Here is an 18619-nt window from a genome sequence, read left to right on the forward strand (position 1 = left end):
CGAGTGACCCGGGGGATGGTCACCCGCCGTCCGCTACTCGGGCTCGACCAGGAGCCGCGCGTAATTCGCCATCGACCGCTGATAGCGGGGCAGATGGGGTGCGAGGGCGCCGATCACCAGGGCGAGGCCCTCGCGTTCGCGGCCCAGGTCGGCGAGGCAGAGGGCGAGGAAGCCGCGTATGGCGTCGTCCAACTCGTCGGAAGGGGCGTCGAGTTCGGGGCCGAGGAGCTCGAAGCCCTCCTCCGGCTTGCCGAGGTTCCGCAGGGAACTGGCGAGCTGGATCGTGGCGCGGCGCCGGCGGTTGCCGCCGAGGCCTCGGGCCAGCGCCTCCCGGTACAGCGGTACGGCCTTGTCCGAGTGGCCCGTCGAGTCCCAGGCGCCTGCCTGCTCGAACGGTCCGAGGGGGCTGGCGGCGGGCAGCTCGGCCACCAGCGCGTCGATCACCGCCCGGAAGTCCGCCGCGTGCCCTTCGTCATAGTCGTGGAGTGTGGCCCACGCCGCCGCCGTACGCTCTTCCCAGTCGTCGTTCATGGGCCCCACAGTCGCACGGGTGTGCCCACCGGGGCTCCTGATTTGAGCGCTGGGCGCCCGGTAGCCGTATCCAGGGCAAGGGCCCTCGTTCGACGGGGCTCCCGGCGGCATGGGCGCCGACACAGACGGAGGTACGTAGGTATGAGGTTGACGCGACCGAAACTCGCGGTGGCCGGAGCCGTGGCGCTGCTGGCGCTCACGGGCTGCGCGGCCGACGACACGACCGACGACGCGTCCGACGCGGTGCCGGCCGCCGCGACCGGCAGTCTGGAGCACATCGCGAGCGAGGCGGGCTGCGACCCGAACCTCACGACGGACGCGGACGAGATCCGCCAGGCCACCTGCAAGAACACCGACGGCAAGTTCATCCTCGCGACCTTCGCCACCGACCGCGGCCAGCGCGAGTGGATCAACGGGGCCAAGGACTACGGCGGGTTCTACCTCGTCGGCCGCAAGTGGGTCGCCGTCGGCGAGCAGAAGGTGGTCAAGGCGCTGCGCGGCCAGCTCGGCGGGACCCTGGAAGTGGGCACCGATCACAGCGCGACACACGGCGCGACGCACTCCGGTCACACCGGCTGACCGCGCAGGGTGGGGGGAATGCCGAAGGCCGGCGGTGGAAATCACCGCCGGCCTTCTTCAGTGGGTCCTAGCGGATCACTGGCACTTCTTGCCGGTGTTGATGCACTTGACCATCTTGTTCATCGTGTTCGTGGAGAAGAAGTTGATGAAGTCGTTGTGGTCGGTGATCGGCTTGTGCAGGTTCTCCGGGAAGGAGTCGACCGCGTACGGGTTCACGACCGTGCCGTTCTCGATGGTCGGGGCGGGAACGTCGTAGACCAGACGGACCTGGAGCTGGGGGATCGCCTTGAAGCCGTTGGCGCAGGTGCCGTCGGCCTGGACGAACGCCACGTGCGTGCGGTGGTTGGCGCTGTCGATGTTCTGGCCGTCCCAGCAGCTCTGGAAGTTGGTGGTCCGCACCACGTCACTGCCCTCGGGGCAGATCGGGTACTTGTCCTCCAGCTGCACCTTGTTCTCGAAGCCGGTGCAGCTCCAGTTCACGTTGGCGTTGGCGTTGCCGTTGATGAAGGCCTTGGCGTCACCGGTGATGATGCGAAGGGCCGACGGCATCGCGACGACGCTGCCCTTCTTGTTGCCGACGAACTTGAGCTGCGCCTGGGCGGGCTGCAGGATCTTGCCCACGTTGCCCTCGGTGCCGCCACCGGCGTTGTTCTGGTCGAAGTCCTGCGAACCGTCCTGCAGACGGAGCACCGGCCAGAAGTACGAGGACTTGTCGCCCTGGTTCTGGCAGGTGGTGTCGGCCGCGGCCAGGTCCTCGTCGCTCGCGAAAGCGTCGTTGTTCTGGTTGCCGACGTAGTCGTGCAGGTGGTGGGCGCCGTTGGTGACACCCGGGGCGACGATCACGTTGTCCGTGTTGTGGTTGTCGTTCCCGTTGGTGCCGCACTTCGTGGTGAAGGTGCCCTTCGAACCGGACCTCCCGTTGGCGGGGAGCCCGTTCGCGCCCACGCCGAGCTGGGCGTTGGCCTGGACGGTGGTGATGTCCACGAAGTCGTCGGCCGACGGGCCGTTGCCGCCCTGACCGCCGTTGACCGGGGGAGCGGTCTCACCGGCGTCGTCCCCGCCGGTGTCCTCGCCGGGAGCGGGACTCTCGGCGTTCTGGTCGTCACCGCCCTGGTTCTGGTCGTCGCCGTTCTGGCCGTCCCCGGCCTGACCGTCGTTGGTCTGCGGCTGTTCCACGGCCTGGCCGGTACAGGTGGCGAGACCGTCCAGCGAGTCCGGGGCGGAACCGCCGACCCGGGTGATCTCCAGCTGGATGCGGTCGATGATGTTCGCGCGCCGGTCCTTCAGCGGTTGGAGTACCGCGTTCTGGACGAAGCTCGCGTCCCGGGTCTGCGCGTCCCGGGTGGTGGCCAGACGCTGGTAGGCCTCGGTTATCTGCTGGTCCAGCGTGGCCAGTTCACCGTCGACCTCCCCACGCGCCTGGTTGGGTACATCGGTGAGCTGCTGACCGACATCGGGGCAGTCGATCGTGGCCACCTGAGCGGCGGCGGCCTTGGTGCTGTTCTGTGTGGTGTTGTTCTTCTCGTGAGCCGAGGCGTAGAAGTTCGCCCAGACCAGACCGCCTCCCCCGATCGCGAGGGCCGCGGATGCGGCCACAGCGCGAACGGCCAGTGGCGAACGTCGTTTTCGTGCATTGCGTCCCATGGAACTCCTCAGACTTCCTTGCGGGGCAGCGGAGGCGCCCGACAGGAGTGAAGCGGCTCCATTCCATACGCATGAGGCGTGTGGGGTGTTCAGAAACCCTGGAAAATCTTAGAAGTTCGTGAGGTCAATTCCGTCACAATGGGCGCAGAAGCCCCCGATTCTCCGGGAGTTGATCTCCGAAAACAGGTTTGTAACGGCGCTGAATGATATTCAGCGCCGCTGAATACCTGTCAACGGTGCCGGCGCTGTCAACGGCGTCAATGGGGTCCGTGGTCGAGATAGGCGAGTACCGCGAGTACGCGCCGGTTGTCGTCATCCGAGACCTCTAGTCCCAGTTTGGCGAAGATATTGGAGGTGTGTTTCGCGATCGCCCGTTCCGTGACCACGAGTTGACCCGCGATCGCCGCGTTCGTGCGCCCCTGCGCCATCAGCTCCAGCACCTCCAGCTCGCGCGGGGTGAGCCGCCCGAGCGGCTGGTCGCCGGCCGAACGCCGTGACAGCAGTTGCTGGATCACCTGCGGATCCATGGCCGTACCCCCTCCCGCGACCCGCCGTACGGCGTCGATGAACTGCTCCGCGTCGAACACCCGGTCCTTGAGCAGATAGCCGATCCCGCCCGTGCCGTCGGCGAGCAACTCCCGCGCGTACAACTGCTCCACATGCTGGGACAGGACGAGCACCGGCAACCCGGGCCGGTTGCGGCGGGCCTCCAACGCGCACTGCAGCCCCTCGTCCGTGTGCGAGGGCGGCAGCCGTACGTCGACCACCGCGACGTCCGGCTCCAACTCGGCCAGCGCCCGGCTGAGTTCGGGCCCGCTCTCGACCGCCGCCGCGATCTCGAAGTCGTACGCCTCGAGCATCCGGACCAGTCCGTCGCGCAGCAGGAACAGGTCTTCGGCTAGGACAACTCGCAAGGGATCTCCATGGTGACCATGGTGGGACCGCCCGCGGGGCTGCTGACGGCCAGGACGCCGTCGAATGTACCCAGTCGCCGGTCGACTCCGGTGAGTCCGGAGCCCGCGTCGAGCCGGGCGCCGCCCATGCCGTTGTCGGTGACCGCGATGCGCAGCATGCCGTCCCTGTGGTGGACGTCCACCCAGACGCGTTCGGCGCCGGAGTGCTTGACCGCGTTGGTCAGCACCTCGCTGACGGCGAAGTACGCCGCGGACTCCACCGGCGCGTCCGGCCTCCCGTCGAGCTCGACATCCACCTCGCTCGCCAGGGGCAGCCGCAGCGCCAACGCCCGTACGGCGTCGCCGAGTCCGCGCTCCGCGAGTACGGGCGGATGGATGCCCCGTACCAGATCCCGCAGTTCGGTGAGCGCCTCGGCGGAGGACCTGCGGGCCTGCGCCAGCAACTCCTTCGCCTTCGCCGGGTCCTTCTCGACCAGCGCCTCGATGGTCCCCAGATCCATGCCCATGGCGACCAGGCGCGCCTGTGCCCCGTCGTGCAAGTCCCGCTCGATACGCCGGAGTTCGGATGCCGAGGTGTCGACGGCGTCGCGTCGTGTCTCGGTCAGTACGCGTACCCGCTCGGCGAGTTCGCCATCGGCCGGGGCGAGCAGGGAGCGGGTGAGCAGGAAGTGGACGCGCAGGAGGGGCGGGGTGAGGTGGTAGGAGGCGACGAGGAGTGTCGCGCCGAGCGCGCCCGCGAGGAGGGCCGTGCCCTGGCCGGAGACCGGTACGAATCCGTACCACCAGTCGCCGTCCGTCGCGTTCGTCAGGACGCGCCACAGTCCGAGCGCGAGGGCGAAGCCCTCCAGGGGGTAGAGCAGCAGTACGGCCGGGAGCAGTGCGGTGACGAAGCCGGCGGTCATGTCGACCGGCAGCCATGCCAGGTCCCGCCATGTCGCCGGGTCCCGGAGCATCCGGAAGCAGCGTTCCCATGGGTTGGCGCCCTTGGGTATGGGTCGGTACGTGGCCGGAATCCGTACGCCGCACCACTCCGCCGCGATCGCTCGGCGCCAGTTCGCGAAGGCGCGTACGCCGGTCAGTACCCACGGTGTCGTGACGATCCCTACGCCGATCGGCACCAGCGCGATCGACACGACCGCCATCACGAACAGGATGACCGACCCGGCCAGCCCGACCACACAGACCAGGAGCCCCCGTCCCCCCGCCACGACGACTTCCCGCGCCCGCGCCCGCACCTGGCTGCTCTCCGTATCCATGCGCTCAGTCTTCACCGACGGGGTCGGGTGGGTCACTGGGCCGAGCACCCCGGCCGGGGGTGGTGGTGGGTGCACCCCTTGGGTTTTCGCCCCCTCCGCCCCTGCCCGTCCCGTACCTGGGGGCTGCCGCCCCCAGACCCCCGCTGTCGGCCTGGACGGCCTCGTCCTCAAACGCCGGACGGGCTGAAAACTCTTAGCCCCTCCGGCGTTTGAGGAGCGGGGGTTTGGGGGCGGAGCCCCCAAGTGACGGGAATGGGTAGGGGCGGAGGGGGCGAAAAACGTCTTAGCTCAGGCCCAGTACCTTCGCCTCCGTCGCAGGATCGAGCCCCACCGCGGGCCGGTCGGCGCGTTGGGGTGCAACCCCGCCGAGACCCTGGAGCCAGCTCCAGGTGTCGGCGACGGTCTCCGACACGGACCGGCACCGAAGCCCGGCCTCGACCGCCCGCGACACATCGGCGCCATGAAGCGCGTCGTGCAGTTCGCTGCCACCCGGCACCCACACAGGCAGATCACCCCACGGCTCGATCCCGGCCCCGAGAATCACGGACGCCTCGGTCCACCGCAGATCCCCCTCACCCCCGGTGACCTGGACGCACGCGTCGAGGAGCTCGCCCATCGTCGTATGCCCAGAAGGAGAGACCAGGTTGTACGCCCCGCCGAGCCCCCGCTCCACCGCCCCGAGGATCCACTCGGCGAGATCGCGGACGTCGATGTACTGGAGGGGGAGCTCACGAGGCCCGGGAGCAAGGACGGGCCCGCCGCGGGCGACACGGTTCAGCCACCACGGCAGGCGCCCGACGTTCTCGTACGGCCCGAGGATCAGCCCGGCCCGTACGAGCAGCGTCGCCTCCGCCCCGAAGGAGCCGAGCGCGGCCAGCTCCCCGCCCCGCTTGTCCCGCGCGTAGTCGGTCTGCTCGGCGTCCGCGGAGGCGCCGTCGACGAGGGCGGCGTCCTCGGCGGCCCCGCCGGCCCGGGGCCACGCGTACACGGAGCGGCTCGACACGTACACATACCGTCCGACCCGGCCGGCCAGCAGCCGCGCCGCGTCCCGCACGGCCCGCGGCGCCGCCGACCAGGTGTCGACGACGACATCCCACTCACCGTCGGCAAGCGCCAAGAGCCCGTCGGGCGCGGTGCGGTCGCCGTGCAACGACCGCACCCCGGCAGGGGGTTCGTGCCGCCCCCGGTGGAAGACGGTCACCTCCCAGCCGCGCCCGAGCGCCGCCTCCACGACGGCGCGCCCCGCGAACTCCGTACCACCCAGCATCAGAAGTCTCATACGGACGACTCTGCCCGGACGGCCCGCCGCACGGAACGGAAATCTGCTGACAGAAGAGCGGCCGTGAGCGGTGCCGAAGTCGGCCGGAGGGTCAACGCCCGGTCGGCGGCGTGTACTTGTAGCCAACGCGCCGCACGGTCTGGATCGTCTGCCGGTGCTGCGCGCCGAGCTTGCGCCGCAGCCGGGCGACGTGGACGTCGACGGTCCGCCCGTCGCCCACATGCCCGTAGCCCCACACCGTGGTGACCAGCTGATCCCGGGTGTGCACCCGGTGCGGGTGTGCGACGAGGTGCGCGAGCAGCTCGAACTCCAGGTACGTGAGGTCGAGTTGCCGCCCGTCGACCTGGGCGGTGCGCTGCACGGTGTCGATGTGGACGAGCGGGTTGGCACCGCCGGCGGCGCCCGCGGTGCCGAGCGGCTCGGGCCGGTCGGGCACGGCGACCGGCAGCAGGGGCTGCTGGTCGGCCGGTACGAGGACGAGGTAGCCGATCATCGGCGGCTGCCCTGGCAGCACGGGCAGGGTGTGCGGGGGAGCGGGCAGCCAGGTGGCGCCCGGCGGCAGGAAGTCGGCGACGTCCACCACCTCGTCCCGGTCGACGGCACGCAGTCGGTGTCGTCCGGTGGTGGAGGTGGTCGCGGGAGCGGTCGCGAGGGAGGAGAAGGAACGGGTGTTCGCCATGAGAGGTCAGCTCTTTCGCGCGAGAAGTTCGTCGGGGAGATCGACGGCCGCGAGTTCGTGGTCGGGACCGTCAAGGACGTACGTCGTGCGCGCTGGCCGGAGGCCGGGTGTCGGCTTTAGAGGGCCCGCGCGTTCATCGCGCGACAACACACCCGGTCGAAGTCATGGTGCTGACGGGAGGGCCAGAACGGCTCGAGGTCATGGCGACCTGTCGCGGTGTACCTCTGGAAGCTGGCCATGCCCCCATTGAAGCAGAACCCGGCGCCCGGCAGGAGAGTCCTCTCACCGGTCGGACGCTTCCTTGGCGTGAACTTGGTACTGCAACCTCGTGAAACAACGCGAAGAGGCGCCCACCACGACGGTGGACGCCTCTTCGAGCAAGCTGGGAGCTGGGCGGATCAGATCTGGCCGGCCTTCTCCAGAGCGGTGCAGCAGGTGTCGACGATCAGACGCGTCACGACGTACGGGTCGACGTTGGCGTTCGGACGGCGGTCCTCGATGTAGCCCTTGCCGTCCTGCTCGACCTGCCACGGGATACGGACCGAGGCGCCGCGGTTGGAGACGCCGTAGCTGTACTCGTTCCACGGGGCGGTCTCGTGCAGGCCCGTCAGACGGTCGTCGATGCCCGCGCCGTAGTTCTTGACGTGGTCCATCGGCTTCGAGCCCTCGCCCAGCGACTCGCACGCGGTGATGATCGCGTCGTAGCCCTCGCGCATCGCCTTCGTGGAGAAGTTGGTGTGCGCGCCCGCGCCGTTCCAGTCGCCCTTCACCGGCTTCGGGTCCAGCGTCGCGGAGACGTCGAAGTCCTCGGCGGTGCGGTAGAGCAGCCAGCGGGCCACCCACAGCTGGTCGGAGACCTCCAGCGGGGAGACCGGGCCGACCTGGAACTCCCACTGGCCGGGCATGACCTCGGCGTTGATGCCGGAGATGGCGAGACCCGCCTTGAGACAGTTCTCCAGGTGCGCCTCGACGATGTCACGGCCGAAGATCTCGTCCGAGCCGACGCCGCAGTAGTAGCCGCCCTGCGCGGCCGGGAAGCCGCCCTCGGGGAAGCCGAGCGGGCGGGTGCCCTTGAAGAAGGTGTACTCCTGCTCGATGCCGAAGATCGACTCCTGCGCGGCGAACTTGTCCGACACCTCGGTCAGCGCGGCACGGGTGTTGGACTCGTGCGGCGTCATGTCGATGTTCAGGACCTCGCACATGACGAGGACGTCGTCGCCGCCGCGGATCGGGTCCGGGTAGGTGGCGACCGGCTTGAGTACGCGGTCGGAGGCGTGACCCTCGGCCTGGTTCGTCGAGGAACCGTCGAAGCCCCAGATCGGGAGCTCGGCACCCTTGGCGTCGTCGGCCAGTATCTTCGTCTTCGAACGGAGCTTGGCCGTCGGCTCGGTGCCGTCGATCCAGATGTACTCAGCCTTGAACGTCACGGGCCACATCCTTCGGGGGTGGGTCTTCATCGCACTTGCGGGTGCTGCGGCGCTGCGGCACTGAGGCGCCGCGTAGATGCAGGGCAGCCTGTCAACAGGCGATTTCCCGATCATTGCTCGAATGTGAACCCCGTGTTACCTGAGCTGTGTGTGCCCGTTGTCACTCGGCATCGCCCGACGGGGGCGCTTGCGACCGCGACCGGCGGCCCTGCCGGTCGGTGGCACGCGGTGTTCCGCGCTGCTCCCGGCCCCACGGCTCGTATGCGATGGGTTTGCGGGCGCGCATGGGGAGGGGCCCTGCCGCTCCTGGCCGGAAAGCGGCAGGACCCCGGTTCGTGCGGATCCCGTCAGGTCATACAGATGCCGTCAGCCCACCTTCTCGATCAGCGCGTTGCGGATCAGGAACTTGCCGGGTTCCCGGACCAGCTCGAAGGCCGCGTTGTTCAGCAGGGCGCAGCTTCCGGAGGTCGCGGTGACCTCCACGGTCGTGGACTTGTTGTTGTCCAGGTTCGTGACCTTGAGCAGCGTCCCGGCGGGGAACTGGTTGCTGGACGCGGCCGGGGCGCCGGCCTCTCCGGAGAGGGTGACGGTCGAGCCGTTGCAGACCTGCTCGCCGGTGGCGGCGCCGGCGCCGGCATCGGCCCCGGTGTCCTCGGCGGGGGCGCTCTGCGCGGGAGCGGAGGCCGCCGGGGGAGTGGAGGCCGCGGGCGGCGTGACGGGCTGGGAGTCCTGAGCCGACTCCCCGACCTCGCAGCCGGACGCTTCCTGCTGGACCTTGATCTGCGCGAGGACCGCTTCGCGGTTGGCGATCCGGGCCTCCGACTGCGCGTCGGGGTTGGCCCGCTGGTCGGCGATGAACGTCTCGTTGTTGCCGAACGCGGTGGCCAGTCCCTGGCAGACCGTCGAAGTCGCCGCGTTCTGCACCGACGACGCGTTCGAGGTGGCGGCAAAGGCGAAGGCCCCTCCTCCGGCCACGGCCGCGGCGCTGACCAGCAGTACGAGCTTCTTCTTGGTGCTGAGGGTTCTCCTGCGCGACATGAGCGCCTCCTGTGTGCGGGGGTGCGGTACGTCGCTAGGTACGAGATGCCGAACAGAGTTACTCAACAGTTACAGGAGTCACCGAAGTAACGTGGATCACACGGGAGTTGGTGGCCGGTGGGAGCTATCGGGACAGGGCATCCCGTACCGCCTCTTCGCTGCGTGCCACGACGGCCGTCCCGTCCTCCGCGGTAATGATCGGTCGCTGGATGAGCTTGGGGTGCTCGGACAGCGCCTTGACCCACTGATCCCGTGAACCGGCGTCCCGGGCCCACTCCTTGAGCCCCAACTCCTTGGCGACGGCTTCCTGGGTCCGTGTGATGTCCCACGGTTCGAGCCCCAGCCGCTCCAGTACGTCACGGATCTCGTCCTGGGACGGTACGTCCTCCAGGTAGCGGCGCACGGTGTAGTCGGCGCCCTCGGCGTCGAGCAGGCTGAGGGCGCTTCGGCACTTCGAGCAGGCCGGATTGATCCAGATCTCCATGCCGCACACGTTACGCGAGACACCCTTTTCCGCTGGTGTCCCGAGGGCCCCAGAACCCTTGTGGCCAGCGGCTTTTGTCAGTGCTCGGCGGTAGAATAGAAGCAGTGTTCGAGGGTGTCGCCGGGGGGTCCGGCGGCTCCCTGACCGCGACAGGAGGATGCCTGTGCCCGCTGCCGCACTGAAGCCGCTGCCCACCCAGTCCACATCCAAGAGGGCGGTCCTGCTGGACCTGCCGTACGAGCCCGTGGAGAAGCGCCCGCTGCCGCCGGGGCGCCCCCGCGATTGGTACGTCACGCACAACCGCCGGCTCAAGGCGATGCGCCTCGCGATCGCCCTGCTCGACTCCGGCGTCTACATGCCGAACCAGGCCCGCAACGAGAAGATACGCACCACCGCACAGCAAATCGGCGTCCACCCACCGTCGGACACCACGTGCCACATGGTGCGAGCGCTGATGAGGTACGCGCGCTGATTCCCGGGTGCCGGGTGCCCTGCCTCCGGCAGGGCACCCGGCATCGAGTTGGCTCACCCCGCCCCCAACTCCCGCTCCAACGGCGTCCGGAACCGCGGAGTGATCCGCGTCGACCCCAGCCACGCCCCCACCCGCGCAGCCTCCGCCGAGATACCCGCCCGAGCCTCCCGCCCGACCCCGTCGGCGTCCAGCACCCGCCACACCACCTCCCCGGAGGCCCGCTGCGCCCACCCCCCGACCACCCGCCCGTCCCACCACACCGTCGGCCCGACATTCCCGCTGCGGTCGAAGAGGGCCGACCGCAGGGCCGGGTCGAGATACCAGTCCCGCTCCTGCCACCCCATGGCCGTCGGATCAAGCCCGGGCAGCAGCGCGGCCCACGGCTCCGCGGGCCCGCCGACCGGCCCGTCGTCACCGTCGGCCACGTACCCCGTGACCCCGCCGTCGAGCGTCACGGCCACCGCCCCGACCGCGGCCAGCGAACGCCGTACGTCGGTGACCTTCCACCCCGTCCACCACTTCAGGTCCGCCTCGGTCGCGGGCCCGCACACCCGCAGCCAACGGCGCAGCAGCTCGGCCTGGGCCTCGGGGACGGGAAGCCCGGGATGCGGTGGAGCGACCGCCCAGCGGAACTGGGACGACGTCCACGAACCCAGGGGACGCCCGCGCACGACCCGCCCCTCGACACCGAGCACCCGCATCAACCGCGAGGACACGGTCTGCGGAGCCTCGTAGCTCTTACCGGCCCCGTACGTGAACTGCTCCTTCAACCGCGGTTCGTCCCGGGTGAGTTCGTTCACGGTGGCCTGCCCGCGCCGGGCCAGCGCGGCGAGCGCGGACGCCTCGACCTCCGCGAGCCACTCCTCGGTCAGCCGGCCGTCACTGCCGGTCGCCATGTCCTTGACCAGCCCGGCACGGGCCTTCGCGGCGATGGCGAGCCCGGTCGACGCGTGCACCACGGCGGCCAGCCCGGTCGGGAACACGAACACGGTGTGCCGCATGCCGTGCATCCGCACCAGCGTTTGGTTTTCGTACAGCGCCCGCTCGACCTCCGTCACCGTCCTCCCGGCATCCGCCAGCCGCGCGCCGACCGCCAGATACACCGTCGCCGGATCGGTCCCGTGCAGCGCGACCAGCGACCCGGCGACCTCCTCGGGGCTCTTCGCCCGCGCGGACACCGCGAGCCGATGCCCCAGCGCGAGCCGAGCCCGCCGCTCCGCCACCCCGATGTGCCGCCGCTGTCCGCCCATGCGTCTCCACCCACCCGTAGTACGCCGTCGTTCCCGTCCCCATCCTCGCGCGCACCTCACCCGATCGCCGTACCCGGCATGCGTACGCCCCGCTCCCCGCCTTGACTGAGGCAACCGCGAGGAGCGGAATCCGGAGGAGCACGAGGGACGACGTCGGGAGACGCGATGAAGAGGCACGACGTACGAGGACTGGCCCTCGCGGTGGCCGCGACGGCGGCCCTGGCCGCGCCCCTCACCGGCTGCTCCGACGACACCACCCCCTCCGACGCCGCCTCCAAGGCCGCGTCCGCCGCCTCCGAGGCAGGCGACGCGCTGTCCTCCGCCACGGCCCAGCTCGGCGACACCCTCGCCTCCGCCACCGCCGAGGCCGGCCAGAAGTTCGACGAGTTCAAGAACGGCGTGAACGCCAAGGGCGACGTGAAGGTCGGCAAGGCGAGCACCGGCTCCGACGGGCGTTCCACCGCGAAGGTGACCGTCACCAACTCCGCCTCCTCGTCGAAGTCGTACGTCGTCCAGGTCGACTTCCGCGACCCGAGCGGCAACCTCCTCGACACCGTCGTCGTCACGCTGAACGACATCGCGGCGGGCGCCACCGAGGACGCCACCGCCCGCAGCCACCGCAGCCTCTCCGGCGACGTCACCGCCGAAGTGGCCCGAGCCGTGCGGAACTGACGGCCGTGGCCCCGATCGGCGCCACGGCCAACCCGGAGGACCGCGCCGCACAGGGCAGAGCTGCCCGCAAACGCGTCTCCCGTTCCGCGCACGCCGCCTGGATCCCCGGCGTCGACCGCCCCGACCCCGTGGCCGTACTGGAGCGGCAGGGCAGGGACCGGCTGCCGGAGCTGCTGCCGATCCGGTACGGGAGGATGACGGCGTCGCCGTTCGCGTTCCTGCGCGGCGCCGCCGCCGTCATGGCCGCCGACCTGGCGGCCCAGCCGCACACCGGGCTCACGGTGCAGCTGTGCGGGGACGCCCACCTCCTCAACTTCGGCCTGTACGCCTCCCCGGAACGCACCCTGCTCTTCGACCTGAACGACTTCGACGAGACGCATCCGGGCCCCTTCGAATGGGACGTCAAACGGCTCGCGGCCAGCGTCGCGGTGGCGGGCCGCGAGAACGGGCACACGGAGGCGCAGGCCCACAGCGCGGCCCAGGCGGCGGTGGGGGAGTACCGCCGAAGCATCCGGCGGCTGGCGGGGAAGGGCGAACTGGCGGTCTGGTACGAGCGCATCGACGCCGACCGCCTGCTTCCGCTGGTCCGCTCGGCCCGCCACCGCAGGCGGGTCGAGTCGAGCCTCACCCGCGCCCGCCGGCGCACCAGCCTGCACGCACTCGGCAAGCTCACCGAGACCGTCGACGGACGCCGCCGCATCGTCCAGGACCCGCCCCTGCTGGAGTCGGCCGGAGTCACCGACATGGCCTCGCTCCGCAAGATCTTCAGTGACTACCGCTCCACACTCTCCGAGGAACGCCGCTTCCTCCTCGACCGCTACCGCTTCGTCGACGCCGCCCGCAAGGTCGTCGGCGTCGGCAGCGTCGGCACCCGCTGCTTCATCGTGCTGCTGGCCGGGCGGGACGCGGACGACCCGCTGTTCCTCCAGATCAAGCAGGCCGGCAGATCCGTACTCGAAGAGCATCTGCCCAGCGGCCCGTACGTCCATCCAGGGCACCGGGTCGTCGCGGGGCAGCGCCTGCTGCAGGCGGCGAGCGACATCTTCCTCGGCTGGATGACCGGGCCGCAGGGACGCGCCTTCTACTGGCGGCAGTTGCGCGACATGAAGGGCTCCGCGGACGTCGCCGGCATGACCCCCGACGCGCTACTCGCCTACGCCCGCCTGTGTGGCACCGCCCTGGCCCGCGCCCACGCCCGCTCGGGCGACCGCATCGCGATCGCCGCCTACCTAGGCGGCGCGGACACCTTCGACCACGCCATCGCGGACTTCGCGCTGCGCTACGCGGACCAGAACACCGCCGACCACGCCGCCCTGGGCGCCGCCGTGACGGCGGGCGTGATCAGGGCGACACAGGACGTGTGAGCGCACGCATCCCCTCAGGCCTAGGGTGTACCGCTCTCCGTGAGGGATATGTCGAGGGAAATGCAGATGCGCGCCGACTGCTTGTTTCCCTACGCTGGACAGGCGTTCCGGAGGCGCTGAGTATCGCTTCTCTCCCGACAGGTATCAGCGGGCGGACTCAGAGCTACTCTCTACGCACCGACGGACGGCAGCCTCCCCCAGCGCCCCGTCGGTCTTCAGGCAAGACCTTCACGCCATCAAGATCCAGTCACCCACGCACGCAAGGAGTCCCGTCATGGGCACCTTGATCATTTCAGCGGTCGCGATCCTGGTCGTCATGGGCTTCTCCAACCATGTCCTCTGGCTCGCGGCGGTCGCCCTGCTCTTCCTGTACGTCCGCTACGGCCGCACCGGGGGCGGCAGCACGGGCGGCACGTCGGCGGCGTCGGCACCGGGCGCCTCCTCGGGAGGCGCGTCCGGATCCGGCGGCCGCGCGGACTCCACCTACCGTGCCTACCGCGCCCGCCGTGACCGTCAGGCCCAGTGGGAGCGCCGCTACCGCCGCGAACGTCCGATGGAGGCGCGGCGCCAGGAGCGCCAGAAGTAATCCGGTGCCCCGGGTCACAGACCCGGGGCGCCCCAGATCGGGAACCAGCGGCTCAGGTCCTGCTCGATCCTCAGATCGTCGGCCAGCGCGGCCTTGATCTGCAACTCCAGCGCGTTGTCGCGCTGTTGGCCGCCGCCGGCCAGCGGCGCGAAGGGATAGAACGTCCCGCGCTTGTACAGATAGACGAGCCCGAGCCGCCGCTGGTCGGCGCCCTGGAAGCTCGCCACCGAGCAGAGCAGCTGCGGCCCGAAGCCACTGCCCTCCAACGCGCTGTTGACCGCGTGCAGATCACTCACCAAAGCGGGCAGATCGTCGGGCGCGCGCTGCGAGACCAGCCACGAGTACCCGTACTCGTCACGGCTGACCTCCACCGGCGGGCCCGCGCGCTCGGCGTCCGCGTCCAGCAGCTCCTGGACCTCCTTGTGCGCCTCGGCGAAGGCCGCCCCCTCGACGGTCGCGAAGCACACCGCGCCCGTCCCCGTCGGAGTGAACCCGGCGGCCGCCTGCAAGGTGATGGCGGCCGACGGCAGGGCGAAGAGCTGGTCGAGGTCGGGCGCGACGGGTCTGCTGCGCCCCAGCAGGATGTCCAGTAGCCCCATGTTCAGTCGGCCTTCCCGGGGGTCGCAGCCTCACCCAACTCGGCGGAGATGCGCGCCAGTTGTTCGAGCCGCTGCTCCAGGCTCGGGTGGGTCGAGAACAACCGCGCGACACCCGGTTCGGCGCCGAGGGCGGGCGTGAAGTAGAAGGCGTTGAAGGCCTGGGCCGTCCGCAGGTCCTTGGACGGGATCCTGGCGATGTCCCCGGTGACCTTGGTCAGCGCGGACGCCAGTGCCGAGGGCCGTCCGGTGAGCTGGGCCGCGGCCCGGTCGGCGGCCAGCTCGCGGTACCGGGACAGCGCCCGGATGAGCATGAAGCTGATCGCGTACACGGCCGCGGAGACCGTCATGACGGCCATGAACACGAGAGCCGTGTTCTGGTCCCGCCGCCCGCCACCCAGGAGCTGCGAGTAGAAGGCGAACCGGACGATCAGCCCGGCGATCACCCCCAGGAAGGAGGCGATGGTGATCACCGCGACGTCCTTGTGCGCCACATGCGACAGCTCGTGCGCAAGAACCCCTTCGAGCTCATCGGGCTCCAGCCGCCGCAGCAGTCCGGTCGTCACACAGAGCACCGCGTGATCGGGGTTCCGCCCGGTCGCGAAGGCGTTGGGCATGTCCATATCGGAGACGGCGACGAGCGGCTTCGGCATGTCGGCGACGGCACACAGCCGGTCGACCACCCCGTGCAGCTGCGGATACTCCTCCCGCTCCACGATCCGCCCGCGCATCGCGAACAGCGCGATCCGGTCCGAGAACCAGTACTGCGCCCCGAGGAACGCCGCCGCGATCACCACGACCAGCACCCAGGACTTCATCAGCACGATCAACGCGGCGATGAAGGCCACGTACAGCAATCCGAGCAGAAACAACGTGACCGTCATCCGCGCGGTCAACCGCCGATCGCTCTGGAACCGGCTCTGCATCATGCATCACCCCACACTCGGGCACTCGTCCCGCTTTCCATTGTGCGCCCGGGTACCCCCATGGACAGGCCCCGATCGGTTCGCAGCGGGCAAAGATCTGGCCTGTCAAGAGCCACTTATTTATGGGGAGCGGACATGGGGGGCCGCATCAGAACGGGGACAGTGCTGCCTTGAAGTTCTCGCCACCGTAGAGAGACTCGTAGTGGATCTCGATGACCAGCCGCCTCGTGACGAGGTCCCAGAACCAGCCGTGCTCGTCGTCGCGGAACCCTTCGAGGTGCAGCAAGAAGGAAGACTGCCCTGCGAGGATGACGGCCCCCGGGCCCGCGCAGTAGACCTTGGGTTTTACCGGCACCGATGCCGTGACGAGGCGATAAACCTCGAGGCTCCAGTACCCGATGGCCTCTCCGTCCAGCCGGACCACGGAGTTCGTCACGATGGCCGGCCCGAGGCCCGCGTTGATGACCTGAAGGCCTGCCCTGTGGTCGTCGTATCCCTTGATGGTTCGCATCTCCAGCAAGGGCTTGACGGACTGACGGTTGTGCAGCCGCGTGGCCCTGGTCTGCGAATAACTGATCCACAGCGAGCCGAGCGCTATCGCCGTCGCCGATATGGCCGTGACCGTGTCCGAGTTCACTGGCTGCCCCCCACGACGCCGAGACCGTACTCCTTCCCAGCCGCCCCACTCACAACGCGCCACCGAACAACACAACGGCCGTGCCCCTCCCGAAAGGAAGGACACGGCCGATGCCGTACGGCTGGTGCGGCGTTCTTACACGTCGTAGTACAGCTCGAACTCGTGCGGGTGCGGACGCAGCTGCAGCGGAGCGATCTCGTTGGTGCGCTTGAAGTCGATCCAGGTCTCGATCAGGTCCGGCGTGAAGACGTTGCCCGCGAGCAGGAACTCGTGGTCGGCCTCAAGGCGGTCGAGGACGGCCGGGAGCGAGGTCGGGACCTGCGCGACGCCCGCGTGCTCCTCGGGAGCCAGCTCGTAGAGGTCCTTGTCGATCGGCTCGGCCGGCTCGATCTTGTTCTTGATGCCGTCGAGGCCCGCGAGGAGCAGCGCCGAGAAGGCGAGGTACGGGTTGCCGGAGGAGTCGGGCGCGCGGAACTCGACGCGCTTGGCCTTCGGGTTCGAGCCGGTGATCGGGATACGCATGGCCGCGGAGCGGTTGCGCTGCGAGTACACCAGGTTGACCGGGGCCTCGAAGCCGGGGACCAGGCGGTGGTAGGAGTTCACCGTCGGGTTGGTGAAGGCGAGCAGCGACGGGGCGTGCTTGAGGATGCCGCCGATGTAGAAGCGGGCGGTGTCCGAGAGGCCCGCGTAACCGGCCTCGTCGTAGAAGAGCGGCTGGCCGCCGGCCCACAGCGAGGAGTGGATGTGCATGCCCGAGCCGTTGTCACCGAAGATCGGCTTCGGCATGAAGGTCGCGGTCTTGTTGTTGCGCCAGGCGACGTTCTTCACGATGTACTTGAAGAGCTGGAGGTCGTCGGCCGCGGCGAGCAGCGTGTTGAACTTGTAGTTGATCTCGGCCTGGCCCGCGGTGCCCACCTCGTGGTGCTGGCGCTCGACCTGGAGGCCGGACTTGGCCAGCTCCAGGGAGATCTCGGCACGGAGGTCGGCGAAGTGGTCGACCGGCGGGGTCGGGAAGTACCCGCCCTTGTAGCGGACCTTGTAGCCGCGGTTGTCCTCGACCGCACCGGTGTTCCAGGCGCCCGCCTCGGAGTCGATGTGGTAGAAGGCCTCGTTCGACTTGGTGTCGAAGCGCACGCTGTCGAAGACGTAGAACTCGGCCTCGGGGCCGAAGTACGCGGTGTCGGCGATGCCGGTCGACGCGAGGTACGCCTCCGCCTTCTTCGCCACGTTGCGCGGGTCACGGGAGTACTGCTCGCCCGTGATCGGGTCGTGGATGAAGAAGTTGATGTTGACCGTCTTGTCGCGGCGGAACGGGTCGACGCGCGAGGTGGACAGGTCGGCGCGGAGCGCCATGTCGGACTCGTGGATGGCCTGGAAGCCGCGGATGGAGGAGCCGTCGAAGGCCAGTTCCTCGGTCGGGTCGAAGGCCTCTGCCGGAATGGTGAAGTGCTGCATCACACCCGGCAGGTCGCAGAAGCGGACGTCGACGAACTTGACGTCTTCGTCCTTGATGAACTTCTTGACCTCGTCGGCGTTCTGGAACATCCAGCTCCTCCTACTCCCGCTCACTTCGGACCGGGGTGGTAGTTCGTTCGTGCGGCCAGTGCGGTGGCACACGCTGAGCCCGACCTTAGGGACGGGTGATTTCTCAAGCGTGACCCATTTGTTTCGCCCAAGTTAACCGGATCAGGTCCGGCATACCCCACCTGTCCACATGCCAAAACGACCGCAGTACCGTGGACGGGTGGACAACAGGGATGCAATCGGATCATGGCTCTCCGGACCCCGCGAGGCCTTGGAGAAAGCCGGTGTGGAGCTCGGCTACCGCGGTGAGCAGCTCGGTCTGCCCGAGCACGGCCCCGGCTCGATCGCCCGCCCCGGACGCCGCCTCGGTGCCCTCGCCGTCGACTGGGCCCTCTGCCTCTTGATCGCATACGGCCTGCTCACTGACGGCTACAACCAGGCCACCGGCAACTGGGCCCTGCTCCTCTTCTTCACCCTCGGCGTCCTCACCGTCGGCACGGTCGGCTTCACCCCCGGCAAGCGCCTGTTCGGCCTGCGGATCGTCCCCGAGAACGGCGGCCGTCCGAACCCCCTGCGCGTCGTCCTGCGCACCGCGCTCCTGTGCGTGGCCATCCCGGCCCTGATCTGGGACCGCGACGGCCGGGGCCTGCACGACCGCCTGGCCCGCACGATCGAGGTCCGCAGCTAGCGACTGTCCTTGGCCGGCGTTTGTCCTTGCCGGCTGTGACGCCGGTCGGGTGACGGATCGCCCCGACCGGCTC

20 protein-coding genes are annotated in these 18619 nt (G+C 69.5%); 6 read left to right on the forward strand and 14 right to left on the reverse strand.

The window, feature by feature from the left end:
• Positions 1-33: 33 nt before the first annotated feature.
• On the reverse strand, positions 34-531 hold the full coding sequence (locus OG266_RS32290) for a tetratricopeptide repeat protein (RefSeq protein WP_266464849.1): 498 nt from the start codon (positions 529-531) through the stop codon (positions 34-36).
• A gap of 141 nt (positions 532-672) precedes the next feature.
• Between OG266_RS32290 and OG266_RS32295 the strand changes: the two genes are divergently transcribed.
• Positions 673-1110, forward strand: a complete 438-nt coding sequence (locus OG266_RS32295; protein WP_371550003.1) for a hypothetical protein — start codon at positions 673-675, stop codon at positions 1108-1110.
• 75 nt (positions 1111-1185) lie between these two features.
• Here OG266_RS32295 and OG266_RS32300 read toward each other — a convergent pair whose 3' ends face one another.
• From OG266_RS32300 to OG266_RS32335, 8 genes are all read right to left on the reverse strand, one after another.
• Positions 1186-2754 (reverse strand): DUF1996 domain-containing protein, encoded by a 1569-nt coding sequence (locus OG266_RS32300; protein WP_266464855.1) that lies wholly within the window; start codon positions 2752-2754, stop codon positions 1186-1188.
• A gap of 257 nt (positions 2755-3011) precedes the next feature.
• Positions 3012-3668, reverse strand: a complete 657-nt coding sequence (locus OG266_RS32305; RefSeq protein WP_371550005.1) for a LuxR C-terminal-related transcriptional regulator — start codon at positions 3666-3668, stop codon at positions 3012-3014.
• Positions 3653-4924, reverse strand: coding sequence for a sensor histidine kinase (locus OG266_RS32310; RefSeq protein WP_371550007.1), 1272 nt, complete (start codon positions 4922-4924; stop codon positions 3653-3655). Before OG266_RS32310 ends, OG266_RS32305 begins: the two co-directional genes overlap by 16 nt.
• Positions 4925-5207: 283 nt before the next feature.
• Positions 5208-6191 (reverse strand): NAD-dependent epimerase/dehydratase family protein, encoded by a 984-nt coding sequence (locus OG266_RS32315; RefSeq protein ID WP_371553037.1) that lies wholly within the window; start codon positions 6189-6191, stop codon positions 5208-5210.
• Between the two features lie 103 nt (positions 6192-6294).
• Positions 6295-6882, reverse strand: a complete 588-nt coding sequence (locus OG266_RS32320; protein ID WP_329548059.1) for a winged helix-turn-helix domain-containing protein — start codon at positions 6880-6882, stop codon at positions 6295-6297.
• A gap of 398 nt (positions 6883-7280) precedes the next feature.
• Positions 7281-8309, reverse strand: coding sequence for a glutamine synthetase (gene glnII, locus OG266_RS32325; RefSeq protein ID WP_266464870.1), 1029 nt, complete (start codon positions 8307-8309; stop codon positions 7281-7283).
• Positions 8310-8675: 366 nt separating this feature from the next.
• A complete protein-coding gene (locus OG266_RS32330) occupies positions 8676-9347 on the reverse strand; it encodes a hypothetical protein (RefSeq protein WP_371550009.1) in 672 nt (223 codons plus the stop codon).
• A gap of 124 nt (positions 9348-9471) precedes the next feature.
• Positions 9472-9831 (reverse strand): arsenate reductase family protein, encoded by a 360-nt coding sequence (locus tag OG266_RS32335; RefSeq protein WP_371550011.1) that lies wholly within the window; start codon positions 9829-9831, stop codon positions 9472-9474.
• A gap of 163 nt (positions 9832-9994) precedes the next feature.
• On the opposite strand from OG266_RS32335, the gene OG266_RS32340 reads away from it, so the two are divergent.
• Positions 9995-10303: a hypothetical protein gene (locus OG266_RS32340; RefSeq protein ID WP_266464884.1), complete on the forward strand. Its 309-nt coding sequence runs from the start codon at positions 9995-9997 to the stop codon at positions 10301-10303.
• Positions 10304-10356: 53 nt separating this feature from the next.
• On the opposite strand, the gene OG266_RS32345 is transcribed toward OG266_RS32340, so the two are convergent.
• Entirely contained in the window at positions 10357-11553 is a 1197-nt protein-coding gene (locus tag OG266_RS32345; RefSeq protein WP_371550013.1) for a winged helix DNA-binding domain-containing protein, read from the reverse strand.
• A 165-nt stretch (positions 11554-11718) separates the two neighbouring features.
• On the opposite strand from OG266_RS32345, the gene OG266_RS32350 reads away from it, so the two are divergent.
• The 3 genes from OG266_RS32350 to OG266_RS32360 all read left to right on the forward strand — a co-directional run bounded on the left by OG266_RS32350 (position 11719) and on the right by OG266_RS32360 (position 14175).
• Positions 11719-12225: a hypothetical protein gene (locus OG266_RS32350; protein ID WP_371550014.1), complete on the forward strand. Its 507-nt coding sequence runs from the start codon at positions 11719-11721 to the stop codon at positions 12223-12225.
• A gap of 5 nt (positions 12226-12230) precedes the next feature.
• Positions 12231-13589, forward strand: a complete 1359-nt coding sequence (locus tag OG266_RS32355; protein ID WP_371550016.1) for a DUF2252 domain-containing protein — start codon at positions 12231-12233, stop codon at positions 13587-13589.
• 274 nt (positions 13590-13863) lie between these two features.
• Positions 13864-14175 carry a hypothetical protein gene (locus OG266_RS32360; protein WP_266464892.1) on the forward strand — a complete coding sequence of 104 codons (312 nt, stop codon included), beginning with the start codon at positions 13864-13866 and terminating at the stop codon, positions 14173-14175.
• Positions 14176-14189: 14 nt separating this feature from the next.
• Here OG266_RS32360 and OG266_RS32365 read toward each other — a convergent pair whose 3' ends face one another.
• The 4 genes from OG266_RS32365 to glnA all read right to left on the reverse strand — a co-directional run bounded on the left by OG266_RS32365 (position 14190) and on the right by glnA (position 17879).
• Entirely contained in the window at positions 14190-14774 is a 585-nt protein-coding gene (locus OG266_RS32365; protein ID WP_371550019.1) for a hypothetical protein, read from the reverse strand.
• Between the two features lie 2 nt (positions 14775-14776).
• Positions 14777-15697 carry a zinc metalloprotease HtpX gene (gene htpX / locus OG266_RS32370; RefSeq protein WP_371553039.1) on the reverse strand — a complete coding sequence of 307 codons (921 nt, stop codon included), beginning with the start codon at positions 15695-15697 and terminating at the stop codon, positions 14777-14779.
• A 148-nt stretch (positions 15698-15845) separates the two neighbouring features.
• On the reverse strand, positions 15846-16334 hold the full coding sequence (locus OG266_RS32375; RefSeq protein ID WP_371550021.1) for a hypothetical protein: 489 nt from the start codon (positions 16332-16334) through the stop codon (positions 15846-15848).
• A gap of 135 nt (positions 16335-16469) precedes the next feature.
• Entirely contained in the window at positions 16470-17879 is a 1410-nt protein-coding gene (gene glnA / locus OG266_RS32380; protein ID WP_371550022.1) for a type I glutamate--ammonia ligase, read from the reverse strand.
• Between the two features lie 199 nt (positions 17880-18078).
• On the opposite strand from glnA, the gene OG266_RS32385 reads away from it, so the two are divergent.
• On the forward strand, positions 18079-18546 hold the full coding sequence (locus OG266_RS32385; RefSeq protein ID WP_371550024.1) for an RDD family protein: 468 nt from the start codon (positions 18079-18081) through the stop codon (positions 18544-18546).
• Positions 18547-18619 lie beyond the last annotated feature (73 nt).

Origin of the sequence: Streptomyces sp. NBC_00554 (assembly GCF_041431135.1) — a bacterium.
GTDB lineage: Bacteria > Actinomycetota > Actinomycetes > Streptomycetales > Streptomycetaceae > Streptomyces.

Excerpts from the sequence above, each read along its gene's own strand:
- OG266_RS32310 (WP_371550007.1), bottom strand. The coding sequence starts at position 4,924 with ATGGATACGGAGAGCAGCCAGGTGCGGGCGCGGGCGCGGGAAGTCGTC.
- OG266_RS32300 (WP_266464855.1), bottom strand. The coding sequence starts at position 2,754 with ATGGGACGCAATGCACGAAAACGACGTTCGCCACTGGCCGTTCGCGCT.
- OG266_RS32290 (WP_266464849.1), bottom strand. The coding sequence starts at position 531 with ATGAACGACGACTGGGAAGAGCGTACGGCGGCGGCGTGGGCCACACTC.
- OG266_RS32360 (WP_266464892.1), top strand. The coding sequence starts at position 13,864 with ATGGGCACCTTGATCATTTCAGCGGTCGCGATCCTGGTCGTCATGGGC.
- OG266_RS32320 (WP_329548059.1), bottom strand. The coding sequence starts at position 6,882 with ATGGCGAACACCCGTTCCTTCTCCTCCCTCGCGACCGCTCCCGCGACC.
- htpX (WP_371553039.1), bottom strand. The coding sequence starts at position 15,697 with ATGCAGAGCCGGTTCCAGAGCGATCGGCGGTTGACCGCGCGGATGACG.
- OG266_RS32295 (WP_371550003.1), top strand. The coding sequence starts at position 673 with ATGAGGTTGACGCGACCGAAACTCGCGGTGGCCGGAGCCGTGGCGCTG.
- OG266_RS32345 (WP_371550013.1), bottom strand. The coding sequence starts at position 11,553 with ATGGGCGGACAGCGGCGGCACATCGGGGTGGCGGAGCGGCGGGCTCGG.
- glnA (WP_371550022.1), bottom strand. The coding sequence starts at position 17,879 with ATGTTCCAGAACGCCGACGAGGTCAAGAAGTTCATCAAGGACGAAGAC.
- OG266_RS32335 (WP_371550011.1), bottom strand. The coding sequence starts at position 9,831 with ATGGAGATCTGGATCAATCCGGCCTGCTCGAAGTGCCGAAGCGCCCTC.
- OG266_RS32330 (WP_371550009.1), bottom strand. The coding sequence starts at position 9,347 with ATGTCGCGCAGGAGAACCCTCAGCACCAAGAAGAAGCTCGTACTGCTG.
- OG266_RS32365 (WP_371550019.1), bottom strand. The coding sequence starts at position 14,774 with ATGGGGCTACTGGACATCCTGCTGGGGCGCAGCAGACCCGTCGCGCCC.
- OG266_RS32315 (WP_371553037.1), bottom strand. The coding sequence starts at position 6,191 with ATGCTGGGTGGTACGGAGTTCGCGGGGCGCGCCGTCGTGGAGGCGGCG.
- OG266_RS32350 (WP_371550014.1), top strand. The coding sequence starts at position 11,719 with ATGAAGAGGCACGACGTACGAGGACTGGCCCTCGCGGTGGCCGCGACG.